Below are 17,907 nucleotides of genomic sequence, written 5' to 3'. Positions count from 1 at the left end.
GAGAAGTATGAAAAGAAGAAATCGATAAGAATGATAAAACTTTAAAGCCAAAGTGTTATGATTTTCAGTAACGATAAAGCAATATACGTACAGATAGCCGAGCGATTGAGCGATGAGATTCTGGCGGGCAAATATAAGGAAGACGAACGAATACCGAGCGTCAGGGAATATGCCGTGCTGCTGGAGGTAAATGCCAACACAGCCGTGAAGGCATACGACCTGCTTGCCACCGAAGAGATCATCTACAACAAGCGAGGCTTGGGCTACTTTGTTTCCGCTGGAGCCAAGAAGCAGATTAAGAAAACCCGCAAAAAGGAGTTTATGAAAGAAAGACTTCCGGAACTCGCCCGACAAATGCAGCTTCTCGACATCTCCATCGATGAAGTGAAGGAAGAGTTGGAGAAGAATCTCAAAAAGATAAAGATATGATGACACTATTCATCCTCAAATATATATTTATAGCTTCTGTTTTTGCCTTATATATAATAAGGTGTATGTAATAACCCTCAAATCCGCAACCTATAGGGTTTAGTGGGATTTTGCTTGCAAAGCGACAAAATTCATTTTATTGTACATATTTCTTGCACAACAGAAATGTCGCAGACACAAAATTCCCTTACCCCATAAAGCGACTTGAGGTAATACGCCGGTTTAACCAGAAAAGCATGGCCTTTAACCAAAGTCTGTCTTGAACAGGTTGGCATAAGCATAGTTGTCTGAATAAATGTTCAATACATGCCTACGTGACGTCTTAATCCATTTTGCAGGAACAGAGATGAACTTGAACACAAAGGTCTTGATTCTGCTGGTGGCACGCAATCCAAATTCATGGGTTTTCAATCTCTGCATAATAGCTTTGTAGAAGTTTCTGATGAGAGCTGTCATAAGCAGGAATACAGTATTCTGTGCCATGAACGATTTTGGCAATCGATTCCAGCCAAAGCCATTGTTCATGTCATCGAAGATGCGTTCCTTGCCACCACGAAGATTGTAGAATTCCACGATGTCTCTTGCACTCGACTTGTAATCGTTAGTCAGTATACATCTGTAGGTATATTCGCCTTCCCAAATGTCAAGGTCTCCATCTATTCGCCTTTGTCTCTGTATGACAAGACGATACGGTTTTCCTTTCCATTTCTCAACAAGGATGGAATTCAGCTCAAATTCAATACCGTTGATTTCAACAGTTTTCCATCCAGTCAAGGCAAACATGGAATCGTAGAAGGAAGAGCATCTGTTGGCACGAATATAAAAATGCCTGCAATGAGCCTCTACCATATCTACGATTTCCTCCGAGCATGAGCCGCAATCCATGCGGGCACGGGATATATATACTTCTGATGCCTCCAGTCGCTTGAAGATTCTTTCCAAAGTCTCTCTTTGGTTGAAGCGCACGTTTGTGTTGCCGTCTCTATTTTCAATACCGACAATCATGTCGTTAATGACTGCCACACCTGGACTATAGCCCAGGAACTTCTTGTAGGTTGGTTTTGCATCATGCTTCTCTGTTTCAATGAACTGATGGTCAAAGTCAAAATCATACTCTTGACCGGATTTCAATTGACCAGTAGCAAGCAGGGCTTTGATCAATAAGCAGTTCATCTTGTCTGCAGTATTGAAATCATAGGAGTTGCCAGAAGCAGATTTATAGGTGATGTTCTTACAAGTCAGTTCTTCGATAGTACGCAATATGGTGTCTGCGCTGCAAGTGCGAAGAGTTGGATGAAGAGACAAATGTTTCATCAAGTGAGTTGTAACATCCTCAATACATGAGCCGCCACAAAGATATACGCACATCAGAGAGCGTAGAATTTCGCTATATTGATAACCAAACATAGTGCATCTCAATCCCAAGGTGGAATCTATGGTTTGAGCTAAAAGAGCATCAAATTGCTCCATAATAGAAAAAATTCCTCCAAAAGGAGTGAGTTTCTCAGATTTTATTTGTATCTTTGCCATGTCATATTAGAGTTTTGCTTGTCTTCTTTTCGCAACACTAAGGTAAGTGAAAATTCTGACATGGCAAAATCCTGGGCAACTTTTTGTTGCTCAGGCACTTATAAATAATGTTAAACTATAGTGTTGCGGAATTAAGGATTAGTAGTAGATTATTACAGTTATGTATTTTACTCAAGTTTCGGATTTAGGTTTTATGCAGTCTGAGCGATCAGTTGCATGGCCTTGAACCTGCGGTTATCCCGTATAATTTGCTCCATCAATTCGTTCTCGTCAATGGTAAAAATCTCAGCCACGATTGCTATTACATCAATAATGATTGACCAGATCTTTTCCACGACGGTGAGCTCGTGTACGCCTTCATATATATCGGCGAACAATCCTCCAATGGTCTCTTCACCATGCTCTTCAGGCGCTCAAGCTTGGATACGAAATACTCTTCCTTGCGTTTTTCGGTCTGGCAGTCTCTGTCACGCTTGCGGTTGTAGCGCCTCTCGCGCTGCCGGGCCGTAAGACCTTGTTCCTTGCCATCGACCTTCCCTCTCTCGCCGTGAATCGAGAAGTCCACGACAAATTGAGAGCGGCCGTCGCTCCAGCACAGGGCCAGCAGCTTGTAGCCGAGAATGCACCGCTGAAACACGTGCGAGAATATCTTGCCAATACACTCCATCCTCAATCCGGTCTTCGGCAGGTCGGAATCATCCACAATAAGCACTGCCGGAAGATGGCTCTTTTGATAGTCTTTCCTTATGGTCACGGCCTTGATGAGATGACAGGCGATGTGCCAGATGATGTTGCTAGTCTATATTGTCCTTGGCCATAAACGAATAGAGTAGGTCCTTCTTACCCCCGAACAGTTTCGAGATTGACGATCCGGCATAATGAGAAAAACCCGGGACGGCCATAAACGGCAGAATCAATATGATCTGGAAAAGTTGAAGGTTGGTAAGCTGACAGTTCTCACGTTTTTTCCCTCCGAGATCTTTGTCTGAAATCCTCATCCCCTCAAGGAGGGTCATAAACTTGGAAAATGCGGGATTGATTCGTTTTCCCGTGAAAAAGTTGCGGATCTCCGATGGAATTTTTGTAATTTTGCTCATGGCTTTGAGTGATTGTAATTAGTTGTTTGGGCACCTCTAAATTACTAAATTTCCGTGACATACGGAAATCCTCAAAGCCTTTTTTATGCCCAAATCTATCCTCTCAACCTAAATCCGAAACTTGAGTAAATTATAATTATGAGATGCTACGTGCTTTTGTTCAATATACCCTAAACGTCGATTTAAATGCGCCTGTGATAAAGGATTTAGTTGAAAAGTATAAGGATATAGAACAATTTAATAGGAGCATAACAGATAAATACGTTGCAATATGTAAACGCTTTTAATATTTGAATTTAGCCGTTTATGTAGAATGAAGGTGTGCAAACAAACAGACCCTGAAAAGGGTCTCACCCCCGTTAACCGCAATGTCAAAGACTTGCGGATGGCCAGATGACTCCTATACATCCGACCCCAACGGGGTCGAACCATATAATCTGTAGAAAGGTTCGACCTCCGTTGGGGTCGTGGATTGGGAAGGCACTTCGACCCGCACATTGTATCATGTGCGGTTACTTGAAGTTCGACTCCCGTTGGGGTCGATGGCTCGTCGTTATTCTGAATCTTAGCAAATCCTCTCTTTTTTAATGAACTGTGTGCTTGATCACTGAAAATAATCCTTATTTTTGCCACGAGAGTTTTACGAAAGATAAATAGATAAAGTATTGGAAAAGAAACATAACTGTCAGCAGTGCCCACTGAGGCGGCGATACGACCGTTCACCCAAGTCATTGTTGGGTCGTTTTTGGCGATGGCACATCAATTTCTGTCCGGGATGGAAAGCCTATTTCCTGTCGCTGAGCGAAGAGGAACGGCATGTATTGAGAAAGCAATACGCTTTTCATAAGCCTCAAATCCGCAACTAAGTCCTTCATCGTCCTATTTACGTGTACACGTTCTCTCATTACTGAATTATTAGATAAATTGAGGCTGAAATACCCACTTCTGCCTACAATACCCCCTTACCCCACAATGCGACTTGAGACAATACGCAGTATCATACCCATAAGTTGTAGTCGTCATCCAAAATCAGTCTGGAATACATCTGCGTAAGCATTATTACAGGTATAGATATTCAGCACATACCACCTTGATGTTCTGATCCATTTGGCTGGTACAGAGACAAATCTGAAGACAAACGCTTTTATGCGACTTGTTTTATTGGGTCCGAACCTCTTTACGTCAAGTCTTTGGATAATGACCTTGTAGAAGTTACGGATAAGTGCTGTAAGAAGAAGGAACACTGTGTTCTCTGCCATGAAGGATTTGGGCAATCTGGACCATCCGAAACCATTGTTCATGTCATCGAAGATGCGCTCCTTTCCTCCGCGGAGGTTATAGAACTCGACAATCTCTCTTACGGAAGGCTCGTAGTCGTTGGTCAGGATGCAGCGGTATGTGTATTCTCCTTCCCAGAGGTCAAGCTCACCGTCCATCCGTTTCCGCCTTTGAATCACAAGCCGGTATGTCTTGCCTTTCCACTTCTCTACAAGAATGGAATTCAGCTCAAACTCAATGCCGTTGATTTCTCCCCTCTTCCAGCCTCTGAGAGCGAAGAGGTCATTGTAGAGCGAACTACAGCGGTTGGCACGGATATAGAAGGTCTTGCAGTGGGTGGCAACCTCTTCCACGATCTCTTCAGAGCACGAGCCGCAATCAGCTCTGAAACGATTGATAACAAGATTGTTCTGTTCAAACCTTTCGAAGAATCTCTTCAGCGTGTCCTTCTGATGGAAACGGACGTTTGTGTTGCCGTCGCTGTTCTCAATGCCGACAATCAAATCTCCAATAACCGCCACACCTGGTCGATAACCAAGGAACTTCTTGTATGTATGCTTTGCATCATATTTCTCTGTTTCTATGAACTGGTGGTCGAAATCAACATCATACATCTCACCCTCTTTCAGCTGACCAGCTGCACACATACAATTGAGCAGTAAGGTATTGAGGGTGTCAGCCGTATTGAAATCGTAGTTCTTACCCGTATCTGACGTGTATGAAATGTTCTCCTGCGTCAGTTCCTTTATCGCTCTGAGGATAGTGTCAGAGCTGCAGGTACGAAGTGTCGGATGAAGCGAGAGATGGGGCATCAAATGAGTTGTGACATCCTCAATACATGAGCCGCCACAGAAGTAGATGCTCATGAGAGAACGGATGATTTCGCTGTATTGATAACCATACAGCCTGCATCTTAGACCGAGGGTTGTGTCAATTACATATGACAATGTGGAGTCAAATTGCTCCATCATTGCAAATATTCCTCCAAAAGGAGTGAGTTTCTCGGATTTAATTGCTACCTTTGCCATGTCTGTCGGGTTTGATACATATTTTGATTTGCAACACTAAGATAGGTGAAAAATCTGACATGGCAAAATCCTGAGCAACTTTTTGTTGCTCAGGTACTTATAAATAAAGTTAAATCAAAGTGTTGCGGAATTAAGGATAACGTTTTAAAAAAAGAGTTACGCTTGCAACTTTCTGAAAGTTGCAAGCGTCTAATGGTTTAAATTGATATCCATAAAACGAAAGTAACATGTCATTAATTCATCTAAAAGACGTCAACAAGACCTACCAGGGTGCTCAGCCACTCCATGTACTGAAGGGCATCGACCTCGACATCGAACGTGGCGAGTTCGTCAGCATCATGGGTGCTTCCGGCTCGGGAAAATCCACCTTATTAAATATACTGGGTATTCTCGATAACTACGATACGGGCGAATACCGACTCAATGATGTGCTCATCAAAGACCTCTCGGAAACCCGTGCTGCCGAATACCGCAACAAGATGATCGGCTTCATCTTCCAGTCGTTCAACCTCATCTCGTTCAAGACGGCGGTGGAAAACGTAGAGCTTCCACTCTTCTACCAAGGCGTGAGCCGCAAGAAGCGCCACGAACTGGCGATGGAATATCTAGAAAAACTGGGCTTGAAGCAATGGGCCAACCATTATCCTAACGAAATGTCGGGAGGACAGAAGCAGCGTGTAGCCATCGCCCGTGCCCTCATCACCAAACCGGAAATCATCCTAGCCGATGAGCCTACCGGAGCCCTCGACTCCAAAACGAGCGTGGAAGTGATGGACCTGTTGAAGGAACTGCACCAGAAAGAGGGAATGACCATCGTGGTGGTAACCCACGAAAGCGGTGTAGCCAACGAGACCGATAAGGTTATCCATATCAAGGACGGACTCATCGGAAGCATCGAAGACAACAGAGACCATCATCTCGTATCGAAAGACTACGTAAAGTAAGTGAAGAACGAAGAGTGAAGAGTGAAGAATCCAATTGTCTTTCTCTGACATCTCTTCGGGGTTATTAATTTTTAAAACAATACACAATGCATATGAATTCTTCACTCTTCACTCTACACTCTTCACTCCTCTCAGAGGTTTGGAGTACGTCGAAGCGCAACAAGCTCCGCACTTCGCTCACGGGATTTGCCGTTGCCTGGGGAATCTTCATGCTGATATTCCTGCTGGGTGCAGGCAACGGACTGATTAATGCCCAGTTGCAGCAAAGCACCCGATTCCTAGCCAACTCCATGCGAGTATTCCCGGGCGAAACCTCCAAGGCTTACAAGGGACTGAAGGAAGGCAGAAGCATCACGCTCAACGACAAGGATATCCTCATCAGTAACAAGACCTACGGCCAGTACGTAGATGATGTGGGTGGAAGACTGGAACAGTATAACGTGAACATCAACTATGGTGATAATTATGTGGCAAGCCAGTCATTGGTGGGTGTGGCTCCTACACATCCCAAAATCGACAAGACGGAGATGATAGCCGGACGATTCATCAACGAAATCGATATGAAGGAGCAGCGCAAGAATGTGGTGCTGAGCCGAAGCCAGACCAAGGAACTCTGCAAAGACTACCGTTCGTTGGTGGGCAAGAACGTAAAGATCAGCAACCTCAACTTCCAGGTGGTAGGAATCTACAAGGATGATGAATCGCGCAACAATACCGAAGCCTTCATCGCCTACTCCACCATAAAGACCATCTACGCCAAGGGCGATGATGCGGGAAGTCTGGAGTTTACCATCAAGAACCTGAAGACCAGGGAGGACAATAAGCAGTTTGAAAAGAACTACCGCGCCAGCATCAACAACAACCATCAGGCAGCACCTGATGACGAACGAACCATCTGGCTCTGGAACCGATACATGGACAATATCCAGATGAACCAGGGAATCGCCATCATGCAGACAGCCCTCTGGATTGTGGGTCTGTTCACCCTGCTGAGCGGAATCGTGGGCGTAAGCAACATCATGCTCATCACCGTGAAGGAGCGAACCCGAGAGTTTGGCGTAAGAAAAGCCATCGGCGCCAAGCCTTGGTCGATACTGAAGCTCATCATTACCGAGAGCATCATCATCACCTCGTTCTTCGGCTACATCGGAATGGTATGTGGCGTGGCGGCAAACGAAATCATGGATGCAACTATCGGCCACACCACCATAGATACCGGACTGTTTAAAGCCGCCATGTTTGTGAACCCTACGGTGGGCATCGGCACCTGTATCGGCGCCACCATCACCATCGTCATCGCAGGCACCATCGCCGGACTCATCCCAGCCATCAAGGCTGCAAGAATCCGACCGATAGAAGCGCTGAGAGCGGAGTAATGTTTAGTTAATAGTTAACAGTTAATAGTTAATAGCGGCTACGCCATTTAGCCAGATTGCCCTATAAACTATAAACTATTAACTCTAAACTATCAACTAAACTATAAACTATAAATTATTATTATGCGATTAGATTTAGATACATATAAAGAGATTCTCGACACCATCACGAGGAACAAGAGCCGCAGTCTGCTTACGGGCTTCGGCGTGTTCTGGGGCGTGTTTATGCTCATCGCCCTGATGGGTGGCGGACAGGGACTGAAGGAGATGCTGCAAAACAACTTCACAGGCTTTGCCACCAACACCGCTATCATCTGGGCGCAGAACACCACCAAACCCTACAAGGGATTCAACAAGGGGCGCTCCTGGCAGATGGAAGAGAAAGACCTGGACAGATTGCGCCACCAGGTGCCCGAACTCGATGTCATTACTCCGCTGCTCTTCGGCGGCAACAAGTCGGTAGTGTTTGGCGACAAGAAATTCAGCGGCAGCACCCAGGGCGTAAATCCTGACTACGCACAGGTTTCTGCGCCTAAAATGTTTTACGGCAGATACATCAACGAGATGGATGTGCGCCAGCAGCGCAAGGTTTGCGTCATCGGCAAACAGATTTACAAGAATCTCTTTCCTGGCGGCGGTGATCCGTGCGGCAAGAGTGTAAGAGTTGACTCTACCTATTATATGGTGATAGGCGTAGATTACCGTTCGGGCAACGGCATCAATTTCGGCGGTCGTGCCGATGAAACCATCACCCTGCCCCAATCGGTTTTGCGCAGCGCTTATAACCGGGGTAAGGCAGTAGACATCATAGCCACCACCGGCAAACCGGGCGTAGTGATGAGCAGCATTGCCCAGCGGATGAGAGAAACCGTGGCAAGAGCCCACAGCATAGACCCTACGGACGAAAAGGGCATTATGGTGTTCAATACCGAAGTTCTCTTCCAGATGCTCGACAACCTGTTCAAGGGCGTCAACTTCCTCATCTGGCTGGTAGGCATCGGTACCCTTCTTGCCGGCGCCATCGGAGTTTCCAACATTATGATGGTAACGGTAAAGGAGCGAACCACCGAGATAGGCATCCGCCGAGCCATCGGAGCCACGCCTAAGATGATACTTTCGCAAATCATCTCAGAGAGTATTCTTCTCACCCTGGTAGCCGGCATGAGCGGCATTCTCTTCGGTGTTGCCATCCTGCAGATGCTGGAAGTAGGAAGTACCAAGGACGGCATTCTTACCGCCCACTTCCAGGTAGATTTCTGGACGGCCATCTCTTCAGCCATCCTCATCTGCATTCTCGGCGGCCTAGCCGGACTCGCCCCTGCATGGCGAGCGATGAGCATCAAACCGGTAGATGCGATGAGAGACGAATAGGAGTGAAGAACGAAGAGTGAAGAGTGAAGAATTCACTTGTCCTCTAAATGATAACTCCTGATAAATGATAACTCTTGATAATAATAATATTAACGAAATAAGAATGAAAGACGAAAGTAAAGCAATTGAATTCTTCACTCTTCGTTCTTCACTCTTCACTTAAACTTACGATATGAAAAAGTATTCAAAGTTGATTGTTGCGGCGATTGTCGCCTTGATCTTCATCGGAACCTTCGTGTTCCTTTATGAGAAATCGCAGCCTAAGCCTGTGGAGTATACTGAGTTTACTCCTAAGATGGCTGATGTTTTGAAAACTACCGTCATCACGGGCAAGATTGAGCCTCGCAACGAGGTGAGCGTAAAGCCTCAGATTAGCGGTATCATCACCGAGATTTGCAAAGAAGCGGGTGATTATGTTCAGGCGGGCGAGGTTATCGCCAAGGTAAAGGTGATTCCGGATATGGGACAGCTCAGTTCGGCTCAGGCACGCGTGCGCCTTGCAGAGATTAACCTGAAGCAGGCACAGGTAAACTATGGACGCGAGGAACAACTCTACAAGAAACAGCTGGTCAGCGCCGATGAGTTTGATAAGGTTAAACAGTCGTTACAACAGGCAAAGGAGGAGAAGGTTGCCGCCCTGGATGCGCTCGAAGTAGTTCGCGATGGTGTAAGCAAGAGCAATGCCAGCGCTTCTTCCACCCTCATCCGTTCTACCATCTCGGGCATTATCCTCGATATTCCGGTCAAGGTGGGTAACTCGGTGATTCTTGCCAACACTTTCAACGATGGTACTACCATCGCCAGTGTGGCCAACATGAACGACCTCATCTTCCGTGGCAATATTGATGAAACCGAAGTGGGAAGTCTCGTTACAGGAATGCCGATGAAGATTACCATCGGAGCCTTGCAGAACCTCAACTTCGAAGCTAACCTGGAGTATATCTCTCCTAAGGCTGTAGAAAACAATGGTGCCAACCAGTTTGAGGTAAAGGCAGCCATCCGTTCTACCAAGGGCGGCAAAATCCGTTCAGGCTACAGCGCCAATGCCGAGATTGTACTGGCAAAGGCTACCCATGTACTCACCGTTCCGGAGAGTGCCATCGAGTTTAGCGGCGATTCTACCTTTGTATATATCATAAAAGGTAGCGACAAGAAGAAGACTTATGAGCGCAAACAGGTAACCACCGGTTTGAGCGATGGAGTAAATATTGAAATCAAGAAAGGTCTGGGACTCAAGGACAAGGTTCGCGGTCCTCAGGTAATAGCAGAAAATAAGGATGATGACGAATAGTCATCATCCTTATTCTTTTTTATAGGCATCAGATAACTTAGATGTTATCCTTTTCGATATCCTTGAAGTAGCGGTAAGTACCCACCTTCAGTTCATCGCAGGCAATCTCATCACAAACGATGATGCCATGCTGGTGCTGCTGCAGAGCGCTGATGGTCCAAGCCTGGGTAACAGGGCCTTCGATGGCAGCCTGCAGGGCGCGGGCCTTGTTATGACCGTTGCAGAGAATCATTACCTCTCGGGCAGCCATCACGGTACCCACACCTACGGTCAGAGCCAGACTAGGTACCTTCTCAGGATCATTATCGAAGAAACGGGAGTTGGCAATCTTGGTGTCTGTAGTGAGCGTCTTTACTCGTGTGCGGGAGGTTAGAGAAGAGAATGGCTCGTTGAAAGCGATATGACCATCAGGACCGATACCACCGATAAAGAGGTCGATGCCACCCGCTTCTTCTATCATCTGCTCATAATGACGGCACTCCTCTTCCAGATTCTCGGCATTACCGTTCAGAATATGAATATTCTCCTTAGGACAGTCGATATGATTGAAGAGATTGGCAGCCATGAAAGAGTGATAGCTCTCAGGATGAGATTCCGGCAAACCTACATATTCATCCATATTGAAGGTGATGACATGCTTGAACGAAACCTTGCCTTCTTTTACCGCCTTTACCAGATTGGCATACATGCCCTGAGGTGAAGAACCGGTTGGCAAACCCAGAACAAAAGGACGTTCAGCAGTTGGTTGAAATCTGTTAATTGTTTCAATTACATGATCAGCTGCCCACTTTGACAGCTTCTCATAATCTTTTTCGATAATAACACGCATAATCTATTTCTTATTGTTTAGTTGTAAAATTCAGAAAACAAAAGTAATAAAAATCTGTTTCATTACCGCTAAAAGATGGCAAAAATTATATTTTTTTACAGTTTGCGGTATCTACTTCTTCATAGCCCTCCTGCTCTACATATTCATCAAAACCGATGCTGATATCGGCGCCATTCTGCTCGAAGAGACGCAGTAATTTCTGCTGCATATCGGGTGCGATGAGGATGGCGCCGCGCTTCGCCTTGCAATAGGTGCTTTCGCTGATATAGGGCGAAAAGTGCCAGAAATGAGGCGTATTGGCAGAAGGTATCGTGCCGAACATGCGGCGGAATCCGCGTGCCATGCGTATGATCTTCTTCTGAAGACGATAGGCGCAGCCCTGCTCGCTGCAGGCTATATGGTCCGGGTTCAGAATACTGAATACCTTCTCCGACTTACGCAACTTCTGATAACGCTCAAAACGAGCACAAAGGTGATGTACCGGGCACGTCTCCTTGAGACATACCGTATCAATGGAATGGATTGAAATATTGTTCATACTCATTACTTTTTTAGTTGGATAAATAATTTTTTCTTCGAAAGATTGAGAGGCTGTTATCGGCAAACAGCCAACTGGCGAACCACAGACAGCCAACTAGCCGCTATGAGAACAGTGGGCTGTTCTAGTCAGACAGCTATCGGAAAAGCCTGAGAAAGAATTTTAAGAAAGGAACTGCGAAAAACTCTTCACTCTTCACCTAACCCTCGGAAATGCCGATAAACAGAGGGGATTCGAAGGGTGAAGAGTTGTTTCTCACTCTTCACCCACTCTTCACCACTCTTCACCCATCTGCCGCTTAGCTATATATTCAGATTCTTACAAGCAGATAGGCCTGACCCTTCTTGGTATGCTTCATCTTGCACCCCAGGAGTTTGAGCGACTGGCCGATGCGAATTTTGGTACTCAGATTACTGATCAGCATCGGAAATCTTTCGTGCAGAACCTCGAAAACATCCGAACAGATAAGCCATTCGCCCGTTTCATTATCTTCAGGAACACGGAAGCAGCTCTTCAGCATCGATTCAAAATCATCTACCTTGAAGAAAGGAAGATTGCACTTCTGGATACGATCCACCTCGGCATTGGTAAACCAGTAAGGCGTCTTCTTATGGCAAAGCTCATACATAACTTGTGCATAAAGCTGGTCATAAATGATGGGTGAACCATTGTCGATATATTCACCTGCCGGAATGTGCAGACAGACGAATCGACGGCTACCCGTAGGGTCGCAGAGCGGATGCTCATCATTGGTAGTTGCCAGGAAGGAAGCATAACGCGGACGATCATCCTGACACTTGCCGAAGATAGGGCGCCCGTTCACCTTCACCTTCGAAAGCATCTGCTTCAGCTTGCCCTGCTGCGATGGTCCCATATTCGCAAACTCATCTATGTTGACAAAGAGATTATGAGTGAGCGCCATCTCGGAGTCAAACTTATTGGCAAAGTTGATGTGGTCGAGGAAATACTGGCGCAGATGATCCGGCAGCAGGCGATAGGCAAAGGTACTCTTGCCGCAACCCTGCTTGCCGATAAGCACAGGAGTGGTTTCGTTGCCATGAAACATATCCATCTGCAACCAGTGGGCGACAGCCGAACGGAGCCAGGTGGCGCACCATCCCAACTGTTCACTTGTAAGCCCCGGAATCCTGCCAAAGAGTTCAGCCACATGGTTCTTACCATCCCATTCCGGCAGGTTCTCGAGATATTCCCTGATAGGGTCAAACTCCGGAACCTCTTCAGAACGTACGAACTCCTCAATATCCTGTCGGGGCGACTTCTTGCCTCCCACACCCAACCGCTTGGCATGACGGACGACGGAATTGAAAGCCTCCGGAGTCAGCACCTTCCAGGTTGAGTCAGAAGATTCCTCCTCTTCCCCGCCGGTTTCCGGTTCCTCTTCTACGGGCTCCTCAGTTTCGTCCTCATTCTTTGAGAGAGTGAAATACTCGGTTTTACCACTTAGCACATTTCTACGGAAGAGATAATACTCATCGAGAAAACTCTCAACAAGAGAGAGTGCAGAAATTTCGTTTGTCATCTTATCTGATGACGATAAAGCTGTAACTTTGTTCATATATTAATTTTTTTAGTTAATAATAATCATCTTTTTGCCCTTATATATAATAAGGTGAAGAGTGGTGAAGAGTGGGTGAAGAGTTGTCTCTATCTCTTCACCCCCCGAAACCCCTCTGTTTATGGGCATTTCCGGGCTTCAGGTGAAGAGTGAAGAGTTTCAGCTCATTCATGGCTCAGCATTTCGCCGCTCTTTTGTTTTCGATTGCAAAGTTAATACTTCCCTTCGCCGATTCCAAATTTTCCCCGCCACCTTCCCGCTACTTTTCTGAAATCAGGGAAGAAACAAGGGGGCTACGGGGAAAAGTATGGGGAAAAAAGAGGAAAAACAGATGCATATCCTTGCATAATCCGAAAATAAATCATACTCTTGACCGGATTTCAATTGACCAGTAGCAAGCTGGGCATTGACCAGTAAGCAGTTAATCTTGTCTGCAGTATTGAAATCATAGAATTTGCCAGAAGCAGACTTATAGGTGATGCTCTTAAAAGTCAGTTCTTCGATAGCACGTAATATGGTGTCTGCACTGCAAGTGCGAAGAGTTGGATGAAGAGACAAATGTTTCATCAGGTGAGTTGTAACATCCTCAATACATGAGCCACCACAAAGATATACGCACATCAGAGAGCGTAGAATCTCGCTATATTGATAACCAAACATAGTGCATCTCAATCCCAAGGTGGAATCTATGGGTTGAGCTAAAAGAGCATCAAATTGCTCCATAATCGAAAAAATTCCCCAAAAAGGAGTGAGTTTCTCGGATTTTATTTGTACTTTTGCCATGTCATTCAGAATTTTGTTTGTTTTTATTTTGCAACACTAAGATAAGTGAAATTTCTGACATGGCAAAATCCTGAGCAACTTTTTGTTGCTCAGGGTATTATAAAAGTTAAAATTTATAGTGTTGCGGAATTAAGGGGTATGAAAAAAATATTGATTATTATAGCGGTATTATTATTTTTACAAGCCAGTGCTCAAGGGTATCGCAGTTGTGAAGATAAGCAGTTGCTTGTATCAAAATTAAGCCATATCTGTAAATATCCTATAAAGCTTCAAGCCAGTAACCAAGAGGCAATTGTTGCTATTGAATATAAAACAGATAACAAGGGAAATGTTGTCAAAAGAAAAGTTGTGGATTGCAACAATAAAAAATTCAAGAGTGCAACATTGGAGGCTTTTGATAAAGTAAAGAATATCCGAATTAATAAACTTCAACAAACAGACACCATTTATTTTCAGTATAAAATACAAGGTTCACTGACCCCGATCCATCCTCTTACAGATGTTGAAATTATTGGTTATGGAAGTTATGACATACCTATATTGATGAAATAGTTTAAGTATTCTTATAAATAATCAAAGAGTCCTGGATATTTTTATAACATCCATGACTCTTTGGTTTAAAATATATAGAGTTTCAACTGCATCTTTCTAAGCTATACATTTTACTTTTTTGTAATAATTCTAGGATCATATATTTCAGTAAAAGCCGCCTTGTTATTTTCGCCACCAAGAACAGGATCATAATATATGAATTTCCCCGCATCTGCATCAACTCCCAATAAAACAACGGCATGACTTCTATCACTCCCCAATCTACAGCAAGCTATTTTACCATTGGCTATTTCTTTTATCAGGTAAGCTTGGCTATAAGGATATGTAGCCGTAAACCAATTGTTTAATGCGGCATCCCAATCAGACGTATTTAAGGCTATTCCTGTGATGTTGCCATTTTCGTCTCTTTGAACCTTGTCTCCGAAATATCTCACAATTTCATTCTTTGAGATGTTCTCGTTAAAATGATTTCCACAATATTGTATCGCACCGATAACACATTCTCCATTTAATACTTCTCGAGTTGCTCGTGTTGTATTGAAAAGAGACTGAATAGGCTTGTCTTTATACATTTCATAAAGACATTGCAACTTTTGTTCTGTCTGTTGCTCCATTGAAGTTTTGCTATACATCACTTCTTCTGGCGAATCATTTTGGCAACTCACAACAGAAAATAGTAAGCATGCAAAAACTGTGATTTTTAATAATCTTTTAAGTTTCATATACACCATAATTATGTTAATTACTAAATCTACTTGCAAAAATAGAGCAAATCCTTGATAAAAATATATTTTATGTAAGATTTTTCTGAGGAAAAGCTATTTTTTAACGCAATAATACGATATAAGTTATGTATATGTAACTATATTCTGATATTAATTCAAAAATGAAGTCCATTTTATTTTTTCAAGATATATAATTTAGAGTCTCTTGCTTTTGGCTCATTCCCAAACGAATCTATCAGAATAATACCGCTGTCATTCTTCACCTTATAAAATATGTTGTCACTACTTGACGGATGTTCAAGCATCAAAATACTGCCGTCAATTACTTTGAAGATGCCATTCAACACTTCACAACTATCCGATTCGTTTGCAGATTTCCGCTTCAAACGATAGGTGCCATCTGCATTTAGCGTGAGTATTGTTTCAACATTAGGAGGCAATACACCGCAATATGTTCCTGCAATGGAATCCAAGTCAACACTGTTTTCTAAGACTGCCGTATATTCTTCGACTTTAACAGGATCAATATATCGGCATCATTTTGTTTCGTTTCACATAAGATATAAGATACAACAAGTGAGATAACCAAAACTGCTATAATTATCAATTTCCTCTTCATAGCTACCATAAAAGAAAAAGTGTCCGCAATGTCAAGCAAGTGGCATCACGGACACGAATGAACAGTTGAGAGTTAATGAAAAGTCAGTATTCTGCTATGTTGCTGATGCATGGACAAGTTCTTGCACTATCAAACACGATACGGAGACCGTTCGTCTTTACTTTATCGAAGCGAAGGATGCGCTTGTAGCCGATGACCGTTGTCTATTATTTCTTATTAATTTTCTTTTTAATTTCATTCGCCTCTTTAAATAGGCTATTAGCCATGCTATCCTTAATTGTTGCCATCTGTATCATTTCGTTATGGTAGCGAATTGAGTCCTCATAAATATTTACACGAGTTCTCACATTCTCAATAACTTCTTTATTAGGGCATACAGAGAAGTTCTTTTCGATGTATCGAACATTTGGGTCGTCAGATGGAAGAACCATCTTCAATGCCCGATACTTCAAGTCTGCCTCCTCCCAATCTTGGTGCTCTCGCCATTGGGTGAAATTGCCCCAAATAGAGAAGATAAGGGATAGAGCCAAGCCCCCGATGAAAAGAAGAACATACTTTGAAGTTGGTTCTAAGCGGTGGGTGACAACCTTCTTTTGAGGTGTGTAACCTATTGCGTGAAGTTTGTCCTGCACAACTTTTGATGTGTCATTCAGTTCTTGTTTCACCTGATTAATGGTATCAAACAAGAGCTTACTTCGCTGTTCCTCTTTGCTTACTTCTTTCTTGGTAAGGTCGATATAGACGCATATCGCCTCTCTTAATTTTGCTAATTTGCCAATAGTTTCCTCTTCTCTTGCGGATACAGAAAGGATGGCTTTTTCAAGTTTGCTTGTGTCAACACTTGCAGGGCTGAAAACTGTTTCCGCTCCTGCGTTCTTTGGTGAAGCAGAAAGTTCATCGACTTTCTGCTCCAATCTCTCAACTGTGCCATAGATGGCTTCCAACATTTCTTCTTTCCCTCAAATCCGCAACCTATAGGGTTTAGTGGGATTTTGCTTGCAAAGCGACAAAATTCATTTTATTGTACATATTTCTTGCACAACAGAAATGTCGCAGACACAAAATCCCCTTACCCCATAAAGCGACTTGAGGTAATACGCTGGTTTAACCAGAAAAGCATGGTCTTTAACCAAAGTCTGTCTTGAACAGGTTGGCATAAGCATTGTTGTCTGAGTAAATGTTCAATACATGCCTACGTGATGTCTTAATCCATTTCGCAGGAACAGAGATGAACTTGAAAACAAAGGTCTTGATTCTGCTGGTGGCACGCAATCCAAATTCATGGGTTTTCAATCTCTGCATAATAGCTTTGTAGAAGTTTCTGATGAGAGCTGTCATAAGCAGGAATACAGTATTCTGTGACATGAACGATTTTGGCAATCGATTCCAGCCAAAGCCATTGTTCATGTCATCGAAGATGCGTTCCTTGCCACCACGAAGATTGTAGAATTCCACGATGTCTCTTGCACTCGACTTGTAATCGTTAGTCAGTATACATCTGTAGGTATATTCGCCTTCCCAAATGTCAAGGTCTCCATCTATTCGCCTTTGTCTCTGTATGACAAGACGATACGGTTTTCCTTTCCATTTCTCAACAAGGATGGAATTCAACTCAAACTCAATACCGTTGATTTCAACAGTTTTCCATCCAGTCAAGGTAAACATGGAATCGTAGAAAGAAGAGCATCTGTTGGCACGAATATAAAAATGCCTGCAATAAGCCTCTACCATATCTACGATTTCCTCCGAACATGAGCCACCACAAAGATATACGCACATCAGAGAACGTAGAATCTCGCTATATTGATAACCAAACAATGTGCATCTCAATCCCAAGGTAGAATCTATGGTTTGAGCTAAAAGAGAATCAAATTGCTCCATAATAGAAAAAATTCCTCCAAAAGGAGTGAGTTTCTCAGATTTTATTTGTATTTTTGCCAT

Annotated in this window: 18 protein-coding genes and 1 pseudogene; 7 read left to right on the top strand and 12 right to left on the bottom strand. The window is 43.8% G+C overall.

Going from position 1 to position 17,907, the window contains the following annotated elements; genetic code table 11:
• Nucleotides 1-57: 57 nt before the first annotated feature.
• Nucleotides 58-429, top strand: a complete 372-nt coding sequence (locus ONT08_RS06250) for a GntR family transcriptional regulator (protein WP_264959498.1) — start codon at nt 58-60, stop codon at nt 427-429.
• Nucleotides 430-672: 243 nt separating this feature from the next.
• On the opposite strand, the gene ONT08_RS06245 is transcribed toward ONT08_RS06250, so the two are convergent.
• The 3 genes from ONT08_RS06245 to ONT08_RS06235 all read right to left on the bottom strand — a co-directional run bounded on the left by ONT08_RS06245 (nt 673) and on the right by ONT08_RS06235 (nt 3,056).
• On the bottom strand, nt 673-1,959 hold the full coding sequence (locus ONT08_RS06245) for an IS1380 family transposase (protein ID WP_264959274.1): 1,287 nt from the start codon (nt 1,957-1,959) through the stop codon (nt 673-675).
• Between the two features lie 301 nt (nt 1,960-2,260).
• The gene (locus ONT08_RS06240; protein WP_165364460.1) at nt 2,261-2,662 is read right to left on the bottom strand and encodes a hypothetical protein; all 402 of its coding nucleotides are present in this window, start codon (nt 2,660-2,662) and stop codon (nt 2,261-2,263) included.
• Between the two features lie 91 nt (nt 2,663-2,753).
• Nucleotides 2,754-3,056 (bottom strand): hypothetical protein, encoded by a 303-nt coding sequence (locus ONT08_RS06235; RefSeq protein WP_007664625.1) that lies wholly within the window; start codon nt 3,054-3,056, stop codon nt 2,754-2,756.
• 665 nt (nt 3,057-3,721) lie between these two features.
• Between ONT08_RS06235 and ONT08_RS06230 the strand changes: the two genes are divergently transcribed.
• Nucleotides 3,722-3,922, top strand: a complete 201-nt coding sequence (locus tag ONT08_RS06230) for a hypothetical protein (protein WP_007837439.1) — start codon at nt 3,722-3,724, stop codon at nt 3,920-3,922.
• A gap of 153 nt (nt 3,923-4,075) precedes the next feature.
• Here ONT08_RS06230 and ONT08_RS06225 read toward each other — a convergent pair whose 3' ends face one another.
• Nucleotides 4,076-5,362, bottom strand: coding sequence for an IS1380-like element ISBaov1 family transposase (locus ONT08_RS06225; protein ID WP_264959497.1), 1,287 nt, complete (start codon nt 5,360-5,362; stop codon nt 4,076-4,078).
• A 227-nt stretch (nt 5,363-5,589) separates the two neighbouring features.
• Between ONT08_RS06225 and ONT08_RS06220 the strand changes: the two genes are divergently transcribed.
• From ONT08_RS06220 to ONT08_RS06205, 4 genes are all read left to right on the top strand, one after another.
• Nucleotides 5,590-6,306 carry an ABC transporter ATP-binding protein gene (locus ONT08_RS06220; protein ID WP_006848206.1) on the top strand — a complete coding sequence of 239 codons (717 nt, stop codon included), beginning with the start codon at nt 5,590-5,592 and terminating at the stop codon, nt 6,304-6,306.
• A gap of 86 nt (nt 6,307-6,392) precedes the next feature.
• Nucleotides 6,393-7,682 (top strand): ABC transporter permease, encoded by a 1,290-nt coding sequence (locus tag ONT08_RS06215; RefSeq protein ID WP_259297525.1) that lies wholly within the window; start codon nt 6,393-6,395, stop codon nt 7,680-7,682.
• A gap of 123 nt (nt 7,683-7,805) precedes the next feature.
• Entirely contained in the window at nt 7,806-9,053 is a 1,248-nt protein-coding gene (locus ONT08_RS06210; protein WP_264959496.1) for an ABC transporter permease, read from the top strand.
• Between the two features lie 172 nt (nt 9,054-9,225).
• Nucleotides 9,226-10,344: an efflux RND transporter periplasmic adaptor subunit gene (locus tag ONT08_RS06205; protein ID WP_153084936.1), complete on the top strand. Its 1,119-nt coding sequence runs from the start codon at nt 9,226-9,228 to the stop codon at nt 10,342-10,344.
• Nucleotides 10,345-10,381: 37 nt separating this feature from the next.
• On the opposite strand, the gene nagB is transcribed toward ONT08_RS06205, so the two are convergent.
• The 4 genes and pseudogenes from nagB to ONT08_RS06185 all read right to left on the bottom strand — a co-directional run.
• Nucleotides 10,382-11,173 carry a glucosamine-6-phosphate deaminase gene (nagB, locus tag ONT08_RS06200; protein ID WP_118201349.1) on the bottom strand — a complete coding sequence of 264 codons (792 nt, stop codon included), beginning with the start codon at nt 11,171-11,173 and terminating at the stop codon, nt 10,382-10,384.
• A gap of 85 nt (nt 11,174-11,258) precedes the next feature.
• Complete coding sequence (locus ONT08_RS06195) at nt 11,259-11,711, bottom strand: DUF6078 family protein (RefSeq protein ID WP_154481687.1); 453 nt, start codon at nt 11,709-11,711, stop codon at nt 11,259-11,261.
• A 310-nt stretch (nt 11,712-12,021) separates the two neighbouring features.
• A complete protein-coding gene (locus ONT08_RS06190; RefSeq protein WP_118065459.1) occupies nt 12,022-13,287 on the bottom strand; it encodes a VapE domain-containing protein in 1,266 nt (421 codons plus the stop codon).
• 345 nt (nt 13,288-13,632) lie between these two features.
• A pseudogene (locus ONT08_RS06185) lies at nt 13,633-14,070 on the bottom strand (IS1380-like element IS942 family transposase); the annotation flags it as partial.
• 45 nt (nt 14,071-14,115) lie between these two features.
• Between ONT08_RS06185 and ONT08_RS06180 the strand changes: the two are divergent.
• Nucleotides 14,116-14,622 (top strand): energy transducer TonB, encoded by a 507-nt coding sequence (locus ONT08_RS06180; protein ID WP_264959495.1) that lies wholly within the window; start codon nt 14,116-14,118, stop codon nt 14,620-14,622.
• Between the two features lie 110 nt (nt 14,623-14,732).
• On the opposite strand, the gene ONT08_RS06175 is transcribed toward ONT08_RS06180, so the two are convergent.
• The 4 genes from ONT08_RS06175 to ONT08_RS06160 form a co-directional block, all read right to left on the bottom strand.
• Nucleotides 14,733-15,344, bottom strand: coding sequence for a C39 family peptidase (locus ONT08_RS06175; RefSeq protein ID WP_264959494.1), 612 nt, complete (start codon nt 15,342-15,344; stop codon nt 14,733-14,735).
• Nucleotides 15,345-15,520: 176 nt separating this feature from the next.
• On the bottom strand, nt 15,521-15,820 hold the full coding sequence (locus tag ONT08_RS06170) for a copper resistance protein NlpE (RefSeq protein WP_264959493.1): 300 nt from the start codon (nt 15,818-15,820) through the stop codon (nt 15,521-15,523).
• A 352-nt stretch (nt 15,821-16,172) separates the two neighbouring features.
• Nucleotides 16,173-16,913 carry a hypothetical protein gene (locus tag ONT08_RS06165; protein ID WP_264959492.1) on the bottom strand — a complete coding sequence of 247 codons (741 nt, stop codon included), beginning with the start codon at nt 16,911-16,913 and terminating at the stop codon, nt 16,173-16,175.
• A 178-nt stretch (nt 16,914-17,091) separates the two neighbouring features.
• Nucleotides 17,092-17,907 (bottom strand): transposase, encoded by an 816-nt coding sequence (locus tag ONT08_RS06160; RefSeq protein ID WP_264959491.1) that lies wholly within the window; start codon nt 17,905-17,907, stop codon nt 17,092-17,094.

The sequence above is a fragment of the Segatella copri genome (assembly GCF_026015465.1).
GTDB classification, from domain to species: domain Bacteria; phylum Bacteroidota; class Bacteroidia; order Bacteroidales; family Bacteroidaceae; genus Prevotella; species Prevotella copri_E.
The sequence above is the reverse complement of the archived record's forward strand: the minus strand, read 5'-3'. Positions and strand labels throughout refer to the sequence as shown.

Excerpts from the sequence above, each read along its gene's own strand:
- ONT08_RS06220 (WP_006848206.1), top strand. The coding sequence starts at position 5,590 with ATGTCATTAATTCATCTAAAAGACGTCAACAAGACCTACCAGGGTGCT.
- nagB (WP_118201349.1), bottom strand. The coding sequence starts at position 11,173 with ATGCGTGTTATTATCGAAAAAGATTATGAGAAGCTGTCAAAGTGGGCA.
- ONT08_RS06225 (WP_264959497.1), bottom strand. The coding sequence starts at position 5,362 with ATGGCAAAGGTAGCAATTAAATCCGAGAAACTCACTCCTTTTGGAGGA.
- ONT08_RS06235 (WP_007664625.1), bottom strand. The coding sequence starts at position 3,056 with ATGAGCAAAATTACAAAAATTCCATCGGAGATCCGCAACTTTTTCACG.
- ONT08_RS06205 (WP_153084936.1), top strand. The coding sequence starts at position 9,226 with ATGAAAAAGTATTCAAAGTTGATTGTTGCGGCGATTGTCGCCTTGATC.
- ONT08_RS06195 (WP_154481687.1), bottom strand. The coding sequence starts at position 11,711 with ATGAACAATATTTCAATCCATTCCATTGATACGGTATGTCTCAAGGAG.
- ONT08_RS06245 (WP_264959274.1), bottom strand. The coding sequence starts at position 1,959 with ATGGCAAAGATACAAATAAAATCTGAGAAACTCACTCCTTTTGGAGGA.
- ONT08_RS06215 (WP_259297525.1), top strand. The coding sequence starts at position 6,393 with ATGCATATGAATTCTTCACTCTTCACTCTACACTCTTCACTCCTCTCA.
- ONT08_RS06165 (WP_264959492.1), bottom strand. The coding sequence starts at position 16,913 with ATGTTGGAAGCCATCTATGGCACAGTTGAGAGATTGGAGCAGAAAGTC.
- ONT08_RS06190 (WP_118065459.1), bottom strand. The coding sequence starts at position 13,287 with ATGAACAAAGTTACAGCTTTATCGTCATCAGATAAGATGACAAACGAA.
- ONT08_RS06250 (WP_264959498.1), top strand. The coding sequence starts at position 58 with ATGATTTTCAGTAACGATAAAGCAATATACGTACAGATAGCCGAGCGA.
- ONT08_RS06160 (WP_264959491.1), bottom strand. The coding sequence starts at position 17,907 with ATGGCAAAAATACAAATAAAATCTGAGAAACTCACTCCTTTTGGAGGA.
- ONT08_RS06175 (WP_264959494.1), bottom strand. The coding sequence starts at position 15,344 with ATGAAACTTAAAAGATTATTAAAAATCACAGTTTTTGCATGCTTACTA.
- ONT08_RS06210 (WP_264959496.1), top strand. The coding sequence starts at position 7,806 with ATGCGATTAGATTTAGATACATATAAAGAGATTCTCGACACCATCACG.